Raw genomic sequence first — 15774 nt, forward strand, 5'->3', positions numbered from 1 at the left:
AGCTCGTCCAGGTGGAAGCGGTCGGCAACTACGCGCTCGCGCCGACCTGGGGAGACGGCCACAACACCGGCATCTACAGCTTCCGCTTGCTGCGGGCGCTCTGCCCCTGCCCCGCCTGCGGGGGGGAGAAGCGCTGACTCAAGGCAACACCCGAAAGCGCGTCCGCTCCCGCACCGCCTCCACCGCACGCGCGTAGTCGGGCGAATCGAGGTAGCCCTTAAGCCCCCGGGTGAGGGGGGACACCATCTCTCCTGGCTCCCAAGCCGCCCGCCCCTCCCCCGCCTCCTCCACCCGCCCCTCCTCGAGCGCGGCCGAGGCGTCGGCCACGGAGAGCGCGCCCAGATCGCGGGCCAGGGCCTCGAAACGCCCCTCCCGGGCGGGGGAGATAAAGCGAAAGGCGCGGCGGTAGAAGGCGGCGTTGTGAAAGTACTGGGGGTAGTTGACGAGGCCGTCCTTCCCCCACTCCTCCGCCCAGAGCAGAAGGCGCTCGTAGAACCGGCGGGAGAGGCCGAGGCCGGGGTAGCGCTGACCGGGAAGGCGCGGCCGGTCGGGGGTGAAGGCGGCCGCCGGGTCTTGGAGGGAGAGCCAGCGCATGGAGAGGAAGGACAAGAGCTCCAGGCCGAGCCGGAAGAGCCCGGGCTCCTTGAGAAGGGCGGAGGCCTCGGCGAGCCGGAGGTCCACGAGCGTCGCCCGGGCGTCCCCGGACAGGATCCGAAGCCGGTGCTCCCCGCCCTCGATGCTGGTCCGGAGGAGAACGTCGCCGTAGCCCCGCGCGGCAAGCCCGGCCAGGATCCCCGCCTCCTCCATTTCGTGGCGCACGGTGGCGGGGTCCAGGCGCCCCAGGAAGAGCTTGTTCCCGAGGGGGGGCACCTCGACCTCAGCCGGCCGCAGGTCGATGAAGGGCGGCCGCGGCTTCATGCCGGTTCCAGGTGGACCACCACGTCGACGATGTCCTGCCGCGCCTGGGTGAGCGCCCGCTCGATGCGGTTGGCGACCTCATGGGCGGCCCGAAGCGTCAAGTCCCCGTCCAGCTGGACCACGAGGTCGACATACACGGCGTCTGCGCTTCCCCGCGTGCGGACCTCCCGGATGTCCCGGACCTCCCTCATCCCGGCCAGGAGGGCGGCGATCATCTCGGGGGGGATGGCGGCCCGGTCGGTGAGGACGTGGAAAGCGCCCACCAGGATCTTGACCGCTTGCCACGCGATCACGGCGGCGATGGCCACCGCCACCGCCGCGTCCGCCCAGGGCAGGCGGGCTTTGGCTCCCGCGAAGGAGGCGATCACCCCCAAGGAGGTGTAGAGATCGGCGCGGGTGTGGGCGGAGTCGGCGAGGAGGAAATCGCTCCGGAGCCGCCGGCCTTCTCCTCGCTCGTAGACGACCACGAAGAGGTTCACGGCCATGGTCGCGATCATGACCGCCCAATTGAGGATGCCGATCTGGGGCAGCGTGGCCTGGGCGGCGTGCTCGAGGGCCCCCTGCACGACCCCGTAGGCTAGGGCCAAGAGCGCGGCCCCGATGAGGATGGTGGCCGCGTTCTCGAACTTGCGGTGACCGTAGGGGTGTCCGCGGTCGGGGGGGGCGTAGGAGAAAGAGGCCACCAGGAGGCCCAGAATGTTGTCCGCGCCGTCGAGGAGGCTATGGTAGCCGTCCGCCACCATGGACAGGCTTCCCGAGAGCGTGCCCACCAGGATCTTGCTCCCGCTGACCGCGAGGTTGAGGAGGAGGGTCAAGAGGAGAACCTTGCGGACGGCGCGGCTGCGGACGTCGGGCGAGGGGGGCGGCATCACTTCATCCGCGCGCCCTTCTCCTCGATCGAGAAGATCCAGCCCACCACCTTGCCGGGCTGGATGTACTCCTCCGGGCCCCAGAACTGGCGGTCGCGCAGGAAGCGCGACGAGGTCTCGTCGGGGGGAATCGCGCCCACTTCCCTCTCGATGCGCTCAAAGCGGTCCCTCCAGAGGGACATGTTCGCTTCCCGGAGGTCGACCCAGCCCGCACGCGCCCAGGCCTCCAGGCTCTCGGGCGTCACCGGGTGCGCCTCGGCGGGCGCGGAGACGGGGGGGATCTTGCACTCCGGACCCCGCAGCAGGCGTCCGTCGGGCAGGAGGATGGGGATGCCGATGGAAATGATTTCGGACCGGCGGGCGGGATCGCTCCTCAGGAGCTCGGCTACCCGTTGGGACATCTCGACGGGCGCGGCCGTGCGCACCCGGCCCATGGTCTCGTAGGCGCGGCGCAGGAGGTCGGCCTCGTGCAGGAGCTTGGATAGCCGCGGGGGGCCCAGGTTCTCGAAGGCCACGCTCCGCACCTGGTGTCGCTCCTCCTGCTCCCGGAGCTTCTCTAGAGCCCAGTGCCGCATGAGCCCCGCCCGGTAGGTGGGGCCCATGACCGCATTGTCGAGGGCGTTGATGACCTCGTGGCCGGTGTTGCCGCCCATCAGCTCCCGGGCCACCACGTCCGCGATCTCCTCCGGGGTCACGAACTCCATCTGCTCGCTGGTGGTGATGGCCGCGAACTCCTCCAGGGAGAAGATGCCGTTCTCGCCGGTGTCGATGAAGACGCTCTTCAGGGTCTGGCCGGTGGCGCGACCCCGCCGGGGGTCGAGGGGCGAGAATCGGTCCCCGGGGCGCAAGGTCTCGGCCTCCCCCGGCTCGGCGTCGTAGAGCGGGACCGGGCTCCCCCCCCGCAGGATCTCCCCGAACCCGATCCTCTTCCAAGCGATGGCGGCGGCGGGCTTGATCTCCTTGGTGATGGGTCCGCCGGGCGTCCGCGCCATCAGGAACAGGAGCAGGGTGTGGGCTCCCGCCAGCGCGCTCTTGGCGAGCAGCACCCGAGAGGGCTTCTCCTCGGAGTGGGTGTAGGGGATGTTGAGGCCCATCCCCCCCGTGCCCGAGGTGCCGATCTTGATGTAGGCCTTGGTCCCCGCCTTCACCATGGACTGGTAGAGCACTTGGACGTGGCGGATGAGCTGGGGCACGTAGTCCGTGACGAGCAGCATCTCCAGGCTCTCGCGCAGGTCGGTCCCCGCCTTCAGGGCCGCGTGGGCGAGCCGGCTCGTCTTGTATACGTCCTGGTAGGCGATCCCGGTGGCGGTGTTCACGGCATCCACGATCACGTCCGGGGTTAAGCCGGTGATGAGCTGGTGGAGATAGTAGGGAGCGGCCGCGGGCTCGGAGAGGGGCTCGATCAGGCTCTCGATGAGGCGGGCGCGGTGGGCGGGGTCGGCAAAGACCTCGCGCCGCGGCCGGTCCTTCACATCCGCGAAGGCGAAGATGTCCCCCCAGGCGGGGATGAGCTCGACCGTCCCCGCCTCGGGCCGGAGGCTCCGGACCGCGTCCTCCGCCTCCTCCCGCTTCAGAGAAAGGAGGGTCAGCCGGCGGGGGTGCTGGCGCAGAAGGCGGCGGGCCACGGCCTGCCCCACCAGGCCGTAGCCGCCGAGGATCAGGACGTGCTTGCCGGCAGGGTCCAAAAGAGGGGTCCGGCCCTCAGGCTTCTTGCTCTCCCACCAGAGCCAGCCGCCCGCCGTTCTCGAGGAGCGACAGCACGGCCGTGTAAAAGAACCCCGACTGGAAGAGCAGGATGAAGGGCAGCGTTCCGTAGATCTGGTAGACGGCGGCGTAGTAGGCCATGAACGTGAAGTAGACGCCGAGCATCAGCTCCAGGAGGGGCAGCACGCTCGAACTCCCCCGGTAGCGCTTCTGCCTCCAATCGTCTCCCGCCCCCTCGATACGGTACTTGGGGGTGCGGGTGAACTCGCTGCGCCGGCCGAAGAGGCCCTCCAGCACGGCCTTGGCGTTGTTCACGGAGAGGCCGATGCCGACGGAGAGGACGGCGGGCAGGTACTTGAGCCGGCTCTTCCAGACCTCCCCGAATACCTCTTTCTGGCTGAAGAGGTAGAACGAGCACACGCTCATGGTAGCGCCCAGGAAGAGGGGCACGTCCACCAGCATCATCTCGTACCAGCCCATGTTGTACCGGATCACCATGGCCGGGAACATCAGGATGGAGAGGAGCACCATCAGGGGATAGGCGAAGTTGGCGCAGAGATGGAAGGCGGCCTCGATCTTGATGGGGAGGGGCAGGCCCGAGGCCAGCAAACGGGGCAGAAGCTTCTTGCAGGTCTGGACCGAGCCTTTGGCCCAGCGGTGCTGCTGGCTCTTGAAGGCATTCATCTCCACCGGAACTTCGGCGGGGGAGACCACGTCCTGCATGAAGACGAACCGCCAGCCCCGCATCTGGGCCCGGTACGAGAGGTCCAGGTCCTCGGTGAGGGTGTCGTGCTGCCAGCCGCCGGCGTCGGTGATGACCGTGCGTCGCCAGATTCCGGCCGTGCCGTTGAAGTTGAAGAAGCGTCCGGAGCGATTGCGGCCCCCGTGCTCCAGGATGAAGTGCCCGTCGAGAAGGATGGACTGGACCTGGGTCAGTAGAGAGTAGTTGCGGTTGATATGCCCCCAACGCACCTGGACCATTCCCACCTTCGGGTCCTGGAAGTGGCCGAGGGTCTTCTCCAGGAAGTCGGGAGGGGCCACGAAGTCGGCGTCGAAGATGAGGATAAACTCACCGCTCGCCACCTGGAGGCCCGCGTCCAGCGCTCCCGCCTTGAAGCCCGTCCGGTCGTCCCGACGGAGGTGTTGGATGTCGAAGCCTTGGCCACGGTAACGGTCGACGGCGGCCCGGCAGAGGGCGGTGGTCTCGTCGGTGGAGTCATCCAGAACCTGGATCTCCAAGAGCTCGCGGGGGTAGCGGATGCGACAGACGGAATCGAGCAACCGCTCCACCACGTACATCTCGTTGTAGATCGGGAGCTGGACGGTGACCCGCGGCAGATGCTCCGGGGGAGGGACGGGGAGAGCCCGGCCGGCGCGGTTCCGGAAGTAAAGGTAGACCATCACGTAGCGGTGGAAGCCGAGGACGGCGAGAATGACGAGGGTGAGGAAGTAAAGACCGAGGATGGCGAACTCGAGTGGGTTCATGGCTTGGGGGACGAGACCTCCTCCTGCACGGGCACGCGTCGCGACCCGCCGGCCGGCAGCCGGCGCGGATTCACCTCACGACGCCTTGCCTGCGCTCGTTGCCGATCGCCGGGGGGCGCCCCTTGACACAGCTTGAAACCGCAAGGGAACATTCAAGCTCGCGAGCACATCGCGGCCGCGACCCTTCGGGAACAGACAAGGAACCGCTAATGCCGCGGGGTACGAACGTGAAGTGTAGCCGAGCCGCAGGATAAGTCAATGGACCCGAAGGATCTTCGCGCGCTCTTACAAAAGGTCCGGGAGGGGGCCTTAAGCCCGGAGGCCGCGGCCGAACGCCTCAAGAGCTTGCCCTACGAGGACCTGGGGTTCGCCAAGGTGGACCACCACCGCGCCTTGCGCCGGGGCTTCCCGGAAGCGATTTTTGGGGCGGGCAAAACCCCCGAGCAGATCGCGGCCATCGCCGACCGCATTGCCGGGCGGGGCCAGAACGTGCTCGTGACCCGGACCACGGAGTCGGCCCACCATGCGGTGGCCGCGTCCTGGCCGGCGGCGCGCTTTCACGAGCTCGCCCGCTGCCTGACCCTGGAGCTCACACCTCCGAGCGTCCTCCCCGGCCGGGTGGCCGTCGTGTGTGCGGGCACCTCGGATGTGCCGGCGGCCGAGGAAGCTGGCCTCACCGCCAGCTTCCATGGCGCGGTGGTGGACCGAATCTACGACGTAGGGGTGGCCGGCCTCCACCGCCTGCTCGACCGCGCGGAGTCCATCCGTCAGGCCCGGGTCGTGATCGTGGTGGCGGGCATGGAAGGGGCGCTTCCCTCCGTGGTGGGCGGCCTCGTGGACGCTCCCGTCATCGCCGTGCCCACGAGCATCGGCTACGGGGCGGCGTTTGGGGGCCTGGCCGCCCTGCTGGGCATGCTGAACTCCTGCTCGTCCGGGGTGGCCGTCGTCAACATCGACAACGGATTCGGTGCCGGCTACCTGGCGAGCCTTATCCTGCGCACAGGCCAAAAAAGCGATCCCCTCGGACCTTGACAAAACCATTGATTCTTCACATCTTGTAGGTAGTCCTGTCCCGGCCCAGAGGTCTGGATGGCGAGGCGGCGGGAGAGGGGGGGCATGGGCCGGATCCCATCCGTGTCCCCGACCCTAAACCACAGAATGGTCTGTGTTTCTCCTAGAGGCCCTGGCTGTTGATCAGGGGCCGGTTCCGCGTGGGCGGCGGTGGCAGGACGAGTCGTGGAGGCAGCGACGGTTGAACGCGAACACGCTTAGAGCTCTGGAGTTTGACAAAATTCGGGCGTTGTTGCTGATGCTGGCGGGGTCCGTCCCAGGCAAGTCCAGGATCGAGGCCCTCCTCCCCCAGACCGAGCTCTCCTCCGTCCGCGATGCCCTCGCCGTGACCACGGAGGCGGTCGCCCTCGTGCGCGCGGTGGGCCGGCAGCCTTATCACGACCTCCCCGACCTTTCGGAGATCCTGCCCGCCGCCCGGGTCGCTGGGCTCCACCTGGCCTCCACCGCTTTGCTGGAGGTGGCCTCCTTCATCGAGGGAGGAGGGGAGATCGCGCGGCGGGTGAGGGCGGAGGCGGACGTGCCCCGCCTTTCTCGCCTGGCCTCCGAGGTCAGGGACCTGACCGCGGTGGCTAGCGCGATTCGACGGGCGATCCTCCCCTCGGGAGAGGTGGCGGACGAGGCTTCCCCCAAGCTCGCGGAGGCCCGGCGGGCCCTCGCCCGCCTCCGCGTCCAGCTCACGAGCGTGATGGAGTCGTTCCTGCATGGCAAGGAGGCCGACCGCCTCCTGCAGGACAAGCTCGTCACTACTCGAAACGACCGCTACGTGCTTCTCCTCAAGGCCGAGCACCGCGGCCAGATCCCCGGCATCATCCACGGCAGCTCGGGCTCGGGGGCGAGCCTTTTCGTGGAGCCTTTGCCCGCAGTGGAGCTGAACAACGACATCGTCTCCCTGCAGGACGAAGAGCGGCGGGAGGTCGTTCGCATCCTCCAGGAACTGACCGCGCGCGTGGGCGAGCACGCGGGCGACCTCGAGCGGGCCTGGGGCGTGCTCGGGCAGCTCGATACCGCGCAGGCCATGGCCCTCCTGGCCCGGGACATGGATGCCATAGCACCCGTGGTGGGCGAGGAGCTTGAGCTCGTCGCCGCCCGCCATCCCCTCCTGATGTCGCACTTGGCGGAGCGTCTGGGCATCGATCGGCGTTCACACCGGGAGCCGGTGCCGGTCAGCATCCGGGTCGGCGGGGACGCGCCTGTGCTCGTCATCTCCGGCCCCAACACGGGCGGGAAGACCGTGGCCCTCAAGACCGTAGGTCTATTGGCGCTCATGGCCCAGTGTGGTCTCCACATCCCCGCTGCCCCCGGCAGCCGGCTGCCGGTTTTCCGGCGGCTCTACGCCGACATCGGCGACGAGCAGTCGATCGCCGCCAACCTCTCGACCTTCTCCGCCCACCTAGCCACCATCGTGGAGATGACGCACGATCTCTCCTTGCCGTCGCTGGTCCTGCTCGACGAGGTTGGCGCGGGCACCGACCCGACGGAGGGGGGGGCGCTCGGGGTCGCCATCGTGGACCAGTTCCGGAGCCGGGGGGCCATGGTGGTGGCCACCACCCACCACGGCCTCCTGAAGGCCTACGCGCAGTCCACGGCCGGGGTCGCCTGCGCCTCCTTTGGCTATGATCCCGCGACCTACGAGCCCACCTACCGGCTCGCCCTGGGAGTGCCCGGTCGCAGCCTGGCCCTGGAGATGGCCGAGCGCTTGGGCCTGCCGGCGGCGGTGATCGCGGATGCCCGCTCTCGGCGCGACGAAAAGGAGGCCCAGGCCGAGGCCCTCCTGAAGCAGCTGGAGGAGGAGCAGGCTGCCCTGGACGCGGAGGCCGCGCGGATGGCGGAGATGCGAGCCGAGCTGGAGGCCGCGCGGATGGCGGAGATGCGAGCCGAGCTGGAGCTCTTGGCCCGCAAGCGCACGGAGGCGGAAGCCTTCGTCCGGGAACTCGGTCGCAAGGGTGAGGAGGCGGCCCGCAAGGCAGCGGACGCCATCGCGGAGGCGGTGGCCCGCGTGGAGGCCGCGCGCGGGTCCCCCGCCGCCGTGGCCTCGCGGGCGAGGGAGAGGGCGCTGCGGTCGATCCGCGCCGTCCAGGACGAGGTTCTGCGCGACCCGGAGCTGGGGCTAGAGCCGGAGGGCGAGCGGGCGGGGCCCCTGGCGGTGGGGATGCGGGTTCGCGCCGCCACCCTGGGGATCACGGGCGAGGTCCTGGCCCTCCACGGACAGGAGGCGGAGGTCGCGGTGGGAGGCAAGCGGCTGCGGGTGCCGCAGGCTGAGCTCAGGCCCCTCCCCCTCCGACCCGCGGGACCGGGGGCGGCCTCGCCCGCGGTGACGGTCACGAAGAAGGGTCAGGTCGCGGCCGAAATCAACCTCCTGGGCCTCACCGTGGACGAAGCCCTCCCCCGGGTGGACAAGCTGCTGGACGACGCCGCTCTCTCGGACCGGCGCCAGATCCGCGTCATCCACGGCTTCGGAGAGGGACGTCTGCGCAAGGCGGTGGCCGGCCTCTTGCAAGGACATCCCCATGTGGCGGCGTGGCGCGCCGGGCATGCGGGAGAAGGGGGCGGCGGGGTCACGATCGTGGAGCTGAAGGAATGAGGACGGTCGGAGAAACCGGCGCGCGGAGGGGACGGGGGCTCCCCTCATCCTCCGCGATCGCGGGGGCGGGGAGGCGATAAGTCGATGGCGTTTCCCGAGAGCTTCGTGGAGGAGGTGCGGCGCGCGGCCGACATCGTGCGCGTGATCTCCGACCACGTGGCCCTGAAGAAGATGGGGACCTCCTGGAAGGGCCTCTGTCCTTTCCACCAGGAGAAGACCCCCTCCTTCAACGTGCGCGCCGAGCCCGCGGTGTTCCACTGCTTCGGCTGCGGGGTGGGCGGCGACGTCTTCAAGTTCCTCATGTTGCACGAGCGGCTCAGTTTCCCGGAGGCGGTGGAAGGCCTGGCCCGGCGCCACGGCGTCCCCGTCCCCGAGAACCGGTTCGAGGCCGGGCCCGACCGCAAGGAGCGCGAGGAAATGCTGGCCTTGATGGAGGCGGCGGCCCAGCACTTCACGCACACGCTCTGGGCGGGAGCGGGGTCGAAGGCGCGGGAGTACCTTCTGGGCCGCGGCTTCAAGAAGGAGACCCTGGAGGGCATCCGCGCGGGTGCGGCCCGCGACGCTTGGGACGATCTCCTGGGCGCGCTGCGGGGGAAGTTCGCGCCCACCGCGCTGCAGGCGGCGGGGATGGCCCTGCCCCGGTCGGACAAGAGCGGCTACTACGACCGCTTCCGCAACCGGGCCGTCTTCCCCATCCTGAGCGAGTCGGGCAAGGTGGTTGCTTTCGGCGCCCGCAGCCTGGACGGCAGCGAGCCCAAGTACCTGAACTCGCCCGAGACTGCCATCTACCAGAAGAGCCGGACGCTCTACGGGCTCTCCTGGGCCAAGGAGGCGATCCGGAGGGAAGGCCGGGTCGTCCTGATGGAGGGCTATCTGGACGTGGCGCGGGCGCGGGAGGGGGGGGTCGAGGAGGCGGTGGCCACCTGCGGCACCGCCCTGACCCCTGGCCAGGCGCGGCTTCTCCACCGATTCGCGGACCGGGTGGTCGTGAACTTCGACCAGGACGACGCGGGGCAGAAGGCGGCGCGCAAGGGCTTCGACGCGCTGCTGGAAGAGAACCTGCGGGTCCAGGTGGTGGAGCTGCCGGAGGGCCACGACCCCGACACGTACTTGAAGGCAGAGGGGGCGCCGGCCTACCGGGAGCGGCTGGCGGAGGCGCCGGATGCCGTGGAGTGGCTGGTCCGGCGGGCGCTGGCCGAGCACGAGACGCGGACCCCGGCCGGCAAAGCGGCCTACTTGAACGCGATCCTGCCCACCCTGGCCCGGCTGGAGAGCGCGGTGGAGCGGGCGGCCTGGCTGCCCCGCGTCGCGGAGGCGGGCGGCCTCGACGAAGCGGCCGCCCGCGACGAGCTGAGGCGCGCCCTGAGCGGCCGGGCTGCGGTGCCGGGCCCGGAGGTCTCGGCGAGGCCGACGCCGCGCCCCTCCCTGGTGCCGGCCGAGAAGTTGCTCCTGGCCCTGCTCCTAAGGGAGCGAGAAGGGATCGATCTTGCCCTAGGCGCGATCACGGACGCCGACATCGTCGGCCTGCAATCGGCGGAGGTCCTGCGCGCGGCCAAGACCCTCTACCTGCGGGGGGAGAGGCCGACCGCGGCCGCCCTCGCGGCCGCCCTCGCCAGCGACGAGGCCCGCCGTATGCTGACCGCAATTGCGGTGGAAGGCGGCCCCACCGATGGCGTCACCCCCCTGGACTGCGTCCGGGAGCTGAAGTCGCTGCCCCTCAAGGCCCGGATGGCGGAGATCCAGAAGACGCTCAAGAGCGCCAGCGGCCCCTCCCTGGACGCGCTGCTCCGGGAGAAGAACCAGATCAAACGGCAAATCGCGAACTTATGACGGCTCATACGAGGTAGAACTAAGGCAATGGCTCTGTCTATCGAAGAAAAATACGACGAGGTACGGCAGCTCATCACCATGGGCAAGGAGAAGGGCTACCTTCTCTACGAAGAGGTCAACGACATGCTGCCGTCCGAGATCAGCTCCTCGGACGAACTGGACGACATCTTCTCCATGTTCGGGTCCATGGGCATCGAGGTCGTGGACTCAGAGCAGAAGTACCGGGAGAAGGCGGAGGGCGAGGAGGGCGCGGAGCTGGACCTCACCCCGGGGGCCCTCGACAAGACCAACGACCCCGTGCGCATGTACTTGCGAGAGATGGGCACCGTGCCCCTCCTCACCCGCGAGGGGGAGGTGGAGATCGCCAAGCGCATCGAGCGGGGGAAGAAGGCGGTCCTGCGCGTGATCGCCCGCACCCCCATGGCTGCCCAGGAGGTGGCCCGGCTGGGCGAGCGGCTCCAGGCCCGGGAGATCACGGTCCGGGACGTGGTGGTCTTCAACGAAGAGGAGGTCACGGAGGAGAAGCTTGAGAGCAAGATCCGGGAGACCCTGAAGCTGATCGGCAAGGTGGCGGATGCGCACCGGGAGTACCTCTCCTACCGACGGCAGTTCCTGAAGCTGGACCGGAGGGCGCCCCGCTATTACCGCGCAAAATGGAAGCTGGGCCGGATGCGCATCCGGGTCTCCCAGGCCATCCGCCACATCGAGTTCAGCGAAGCGGTGAAGCGCCGGCTCACAGAGCGGATCCGGGAGTCGGTGGAGCGCATCCGCGAGGCGGAGAGCCAGATGGCCCGCTTGGAGCCGAAGCTCCGGCACAAGGTCTCCGACGAGTACAAGAAGGCGGTCCGCAAGCTGATCCACGAACAGAGGGGCCTGCTCGGCGGCATCCAGGAGGAGTTCGACACCCGGCCCGAGGAGCTGAAGCGCACCCTGCGCACGGTGGTGGAGGGCGAGCACCAGGCGGAGCAGGCCAAGAAGGAGCTGGTGGAAGCCAACCTCCGGCTCGTGGTCTCCATCGCCAAGAAGTACACGAACCGGGGGCTGCAGTTCCTGGACCTCATCCAGGAGGGCAACATCGGCCTCATGAAGGCGGTCGACAAGTTCGAGTACAAGCGCGGCTACAAGTTCTCCACCTACGCCACCTGGTGGATCCGCCAGGCCATCACCCGCGCCATCGCCGACCAGGCCCGCACCATCCGCATCCCCGTGCACATGATCGAGACCATCAACAAGCTCATCCGAACCAGCCGGGCCCTGGTCCAGGAGTACGGCCGGGAGCCCACCTCGGAGGAGATCGCCAAGCGGATGGACATCCCGGTAAGCAAGGTCCGCAAGGTGCTGAAGATCGCGCAGGAGCCGATCTCCCTGGAGACGCCCATCGGGGAGGAGGAGGACTCGCATCTGGGGGACTTCATCGAGGACCGCAACGTGGTCTCCCCCGCGGAGGCCGTGATCAACATCAACCTCAAGGACCAGACGGAGGCCCTGCTCAAGACCCTGACCCCCCGCGAGGAGAAGGTCATCAAGATGCGTTTCGGGCTGGGGGACGGCAGCGAGCACACCCTGGAGGAGGTCGGCCAGAACTTCGCGGTCACCCGCGAGCGCATCCGCCAGATCGAGGCCAAGGCCCTGCGCAAGCTCCGCCATCCCAGCCGTAGCCGAAAGCTCAAGGCCTTCCTGGAGGGGAGCCGAATCTAGGCGACAAGCCCGGAGAACGATCCCGCAGCAAGCGAAAAGGGGCGGCCGGAGCCGCCCCCTTTTTCCTAACCGACGATGATGTCCGTCTAGAAGCGGAATCCCAGGGATACGAAGTACTCGCGCGGGAAGGGGTAGGCGCTAGTGGCCGTTCCCTTGAGGAATGTCCCCCCGATGGTGTATCCGGTCGGGATGCCCAGGGCGTCCTTGGGGCTGTTGGGATCCGCCCTGACCCCCGAGATGCTGGGGTTGATGAGGGGGGTGCTGTCGAACAGGTTGCGGATCTCGAACTTCACCCACGGCCTCGCGCTCTTGTAGATGGGCACGCCCCAGTTGATCGAGAAGTCGATGAGGTGAGCATCCTCGAAGAACTGGGAGCCGCGCCCGGGCGCGAAGTAGATGGTCTGGCTGGTGGGCAGGTCCGGGTAGAGCGCCGCCCCGATGGCCTTCTGGACCGAGGTCAGGCCCGCACCCGCCTGCCGGATGCTGTAGGCGGTGCCGGAATCGAAGCGGTAGAGAAGCCCGAGGCTCACGTCGCCGGCCTTGCCGAGGCCGAGGTCATAGGTGGTCCAGGCCCGCGCGCGGTGCCGCTGGAAGCCCAGGAGATGGCCCACCGGGAACAAGCGGTTGGGGTCGAAGAGCTCGGGATAGTAGCCCGAGAAGAACGAGGGTGCACCCGGCTGGTTCGGGCCCTCGCCCTCCTGGTTGCCGTCGTCTTTGAGCATGAGCGTGTAGTGGCCTTGGAGGTTCCAGCGCGGGGTGGGACGATAGCCGGCCTGGAACTGCAGCGCCGAGTACTCCCGGAGGCCGGTGTCGTCATTGGCCCAGAGCTGGTTCGTGAAGGTCCCGAAGTCGATGCCGTTCACGACCACGTCCGTGAAGCCATTCTTGGTGTTGACGAACTTCTGCACAAAGTCGTGGATCTTCCGGTACGTGTAGATCGCTTTCAGGTAGCCGCCCCGCCCCAGCTCCATGCCCGCGGCCCCCGTTATCTCGTGGGTGAGCGGCGTCTTGATGTCCGGGGAGTACTTCACGTTGGCGGTGGGGAAGGTCCCGCCGATGATTGTGCTGTAGTTCGCGGGGTCGATCCCGGGGGCGAAGGCGCGCCCTTGGCCCGCGGGCCCGGTGTAGAGATAGTAGATCGCGTTCGGGTTGCCGACGTTGGTGTTGTTGAGGAACTGGGTCTCGTTCAGCTTGCCCGCGTAGTGCGAGTAGGTTGCATCCAGCTTGAACTTGCCATCCCCGTTCACGTCAAAGGAGGCACCCAGCCGGGGCACGATCCGGTTCGCGCTCACGGTCCTGATGTTTCCGGTGGCTTCGCTCTTCTCCCACTCCGCCCGCACCCCGAGGTTGAACCCCCAGTGGTTGTTGAGGGTCCACTTGTCGTTGAGGTAGGCGGAATTGGTGGTGAGGTAGCTGACCGCACCCCGAACGGCCTGCCAGTTCTGGAGCTGGCTCACGCCAGGCGTGAAGACGGGTTCCACGTAGCCGTTGGAGTCGAACAGGGGCTTCCCGTTGGCGTCCGTGGCGTAGTCCGTGTAGAAGACGTAATTCGTCGACGACTGCGAGTTGCCGCCCGTGCGCTGGGAGCGGTAGTTCTCGAAGCCCAACTTGAGGTCGTGCTTCCCGAGGTTTTGCGTGGTGAGGAAGTACGAGAGCGAGCCCGCGAGCTGCCGATTGTCACGGTGTTCGGGGTCGGTGGCGTCGAAGTAGGGGGCGTTGTAGGCGAGGAAGGCACTCTGCGCGAGGTAGGGCGAGTCGATGATGCTCGTGCTCGTCCCGCCTTCGTTCTGGAACTGGAAGGTCTTCCTAGAGACCTGGAGCTCCACGAACAGGTTAGGCCGGAGCACGCCGTTGTAGTTCGCGACGAAGAGATCAACCGGCTCGTTGCCATTGAAAGCGTCGTGGATGGGGTCGATGTCGACGTCGAAGGGTGTCCGGTGAAGCGCGTCCGAGACTTTGGTGTAGGACACGGTCACGGTGTGGTTCGGGTTGATCGCGCCCGAGAGCTTGATCTCGCCCCGCTTCTGGTCCCGCGTCTGGGTGAATGGCAGACCGCTTTCCGGGAGGGTGAGCTGGGTGTTGGTGCCCTCCTTGCGTCCGGCCGCGAAGAACCAGAGGTGGTCCTTGACCAAGGGCCCGCCCAGGGTGGCCTCGTAGAATTTGTTGAGAGTGTCTTGGCGCTTGATCCCTTGCTGTTTTTCAAACGGGGTCGTGTCGCGCCAGGACGGATCGGAGAAGTTCACGCGGAAGCTGCCCGAGAAATCATTGCCGCCCCGCTTGGTCACGGCGTTGATGACGCCGCCCCCGAAGCGGCCGTACTCGGCGGAGATCCCGGACGTGAGGACCTGCGTTTCGTCGATGGCGTCCTCGATGAATGCGAGATGGGCGGTCCCGAAGAGGTTGTCGTTGACGTCCACGCCGTCGACCAGGAACACGTTGTCGTAGCCGAAGTTCCCGGCGATCTTGACCTGCCCTGTGTTGGACACGTTGGCGTCGATGAGGCCGGGGGCGAGGGCGGTGATGGCGGCCAGGTTGCGGCCGATGGCCAGGCTGTCGATCATGTCCGACTTGTAGTTGGCGCCCACCTGGGTTGTGGTGAGGGGGGTGGGGGCCTCCGCGGTCACGACCACGCTCTCCTGAACGGTCGCGACGGTTATGGTCACGTCCACCGGACGCTCGGAACCGAGGGCGACGGTTACCGACTTCTCGATCGTGGCGAACCCCGAGAGCTCGTAGCTGATCTTGTAGCTACCGGGCGGAAGGGCTTTGAAAATATACCCGCCGTTCACGTCCGTGATTGACGTCCGCGTCCCCAGAAGCGACGGCGACTTGAGGGTGACGCTCACGCCGGGTACGGGCTGACGGTCAGACGACCGAACGGTTCCGGTGAGGCTGCCGGTCTGGGTGCCCTGGGCAAAGGCGAGACCAAAGCTCACCAGCACCAGCGCGACAACCAACGGCAACTGACGTCTCATCGTCATCGTTAGCTCCCTTTTTGTTTGGCCCCACTCGACGCTCGATGGCGGTCACTGGTGCTCTTAATCAATTGATTGAACGGCCGTCGGCGGGTTTGAACCCAGGGCAGAGACGCCCCGCGTGAGAATTGATTCACGCCCTGCTTCAATGCAATGCAGGGGCCAGAGCAGGAATTCCCTGTCATTCCTGGCAGAAGTCGTTGACCTGATGCGACATCTGGCCGAAATGCATACAGAGGAATGAAGGATTTTAAGGACTAAGATCCAATCGTCTGTTGATTGACTTCAGCCGTTCGGATCCTCGCGCGATCAAGGGCGAGGATCGGCGCCCGTGCGCGGCGGCAGACGCGCCCGCCGACGCCAAGCCAAGCCGCCGCGAGCGTCGCCCATCGACTCCAGGGTCTTCGCGGCCAGGAGGGCGCTCGACGGCCCCGGGTTGGCTCTGGCCATGGCTTCCAGCAGCCGATCCACCTCGCGCACACCACGGTGCGTGAGGCCGTAAAGGATGGCCAGGCGAGCGTAGGCCTGGGAGTTCCGTGGGAAGTCCTGGATCTCTTGCCCGAAAGCTGCTTCCGCTTCTTCGTAGCGGCTCATGCGGGCCAGGGCATCTCCCCTCAGAAACTGGAGGTCGAGAAGGGGGGAC

The 15774-nt window shown here is 67.7% G+C and carries 11 protein-coding genes; 5 read left to right on the forward strand and 6 right to left on the reverse strand.

From position 1 onward, the window contains the following. Window positions 1-11: 11 nt before the first annotated feature. Window positions 12-137, forward strand: coding sequence for a gamma-butyrobetaine hydroxylase-like domain-containing protein (locus tag VN461_16340; GenBank protein ID HXB56345.1), 126 nt, complete (start codon window positions 12-14; stop codon window positions 135-137). A gap of 1 nt (window position 138) precedes the next feature. Here VN461_16340 and VN461_16345 read toward each other — a convergent pair whose 3' ends face one another. Genes VN461_16345 through VN461_16360 form a run of 4 tightly spaced genes read right to left on the reverse strand, consistent with a single transcriptional unit; the run spans window position 139 to window position 4976 of the window. Further along, the gene (locus tag VN461_16345) at window positions 139-918 is read right to left on the reverse strand and encodes a hypothetical protein (GenBank protein HXB56346.1); all 780 of its coding nucleotides are present in this window, start codon (window positions 916-918) and stop codon (window positions 139-141) included. Further along, window positions 915-1787, reverse strand: coding sequence for a cation diffusion facilitator family transporter (locus VN461_16350; protein HXB56347.1), 873 nt, complete (start codon window positions 1785-1787; stop codon window positions 915-917). The genes VN461_16345 and VN461_16350 overlap by 4 nt, the downstream gene beginning before the upstream one ends. Next, window positions 1787-3472, reverse strand: coding sequence for a short-chain dehydrogenase (locus tag VN461_16355; protein ID HXB56348.1), 1686 nt, complete (start codon window positions 3470-3472; stop codon window positions 1787-1789). The genes VN461_16350 and VN461_16355 overlap by 1 nt, the downstream gene beginning before the upstream one ends. 16 nt (window positions 3473-3488) lie before the next feature. Then, window positions 3489-4976: a cellulose synthase family protein gene (locus VN461_16360; protein ID HXB56349.1), complete on the reverse strand. Its 1488-nt coding sequence runs from the start codon at window positions 4974-4976 to the stop codon at window positions 3489-3491. A gap of 258 nt (window positions 4977-5234) precedes the next feature. Between VN461_16360 and larB the strand changes: the two genes are divergently transcribed. From larB to rpoD, 4 genes are all read left to right on the forward strand, one after another. After that, a complete protein-coding gene (gene larB / locus VN461_16365; protein ID HXB56350.1) occupies window positions 5235-6008 on the forward strand; it encodes a nickel pincer cofactor biosynthesis protein LarB in 774 nt (257 codons plus the stop codon). A gap of 220 nt (window positions 6009-6228) precedes the next feature. Then, window positions 6229-8628 (forward strand): endonuclease MutS2, encoded by a 2400-nt coding sequence (locus tag VN461_16370; protein HXB56351.1) that lies wholly within the window; start codon window positions 6229-6231, stop codon window positions 8626-8628. Window positions 8629-8712: 84 nt separating this feature from the next. Beyond that, the gene (dnaG, locus tag VN461_16375) at window positions 8713-10458 is read left to right on the forward strand and encodes a DNA primase (protein HXB56352.1); all 1746 of its coding nucleotides are present in this window, start codon (window positions 8713-8715) and stop codon (window positions 10456-10458) included. Between the two features lie 27 nt (window positions 10459-10485). Further along, window positions 10486-12156 carry an RNA polymerase sigma factor RpoD gene (rpoD, locus tag VN461_16380; GenBank protein ID HXB56353.1) on the forward strand — a complete coding sequence of 557 codons (1671 nt, stop codon included), beginning with the start codon at window positions 10486-10488 and terminating at the stop codon, window positions 12154-12156. A gap of 86 nt (window positions 12157-12242) precedes the next feature. Here the strand turns inward: rpoD and VN461_16385 are convergent, their stop codons facing one another. Beyond that, entirely contained in the window at window positions 12243-15137 is a 2895-nt protein-coding gene (locus VN461_16385; GenBank protein ID HXB56354.1) for a TonB-dependent receptor, read from the reverse strand. Window positions 15138-15440: 303 nt separating this feature from the next. Beyond that, the coding region (locus tag VN461_16390) for a hypothetical protein (GenBank protein ID HXB56355.1) at window positions 15441-15774 on the reverse strand (334 nt) is incomplete at its 5' end.

The organism is Vicinamibacteria bacterium (assembly GCA_035570235.1).
GTDB lineage: Bacteria > Acidobacteriota > Vicinamibacteria > Fen-336 > Fen-336 > DATMML01.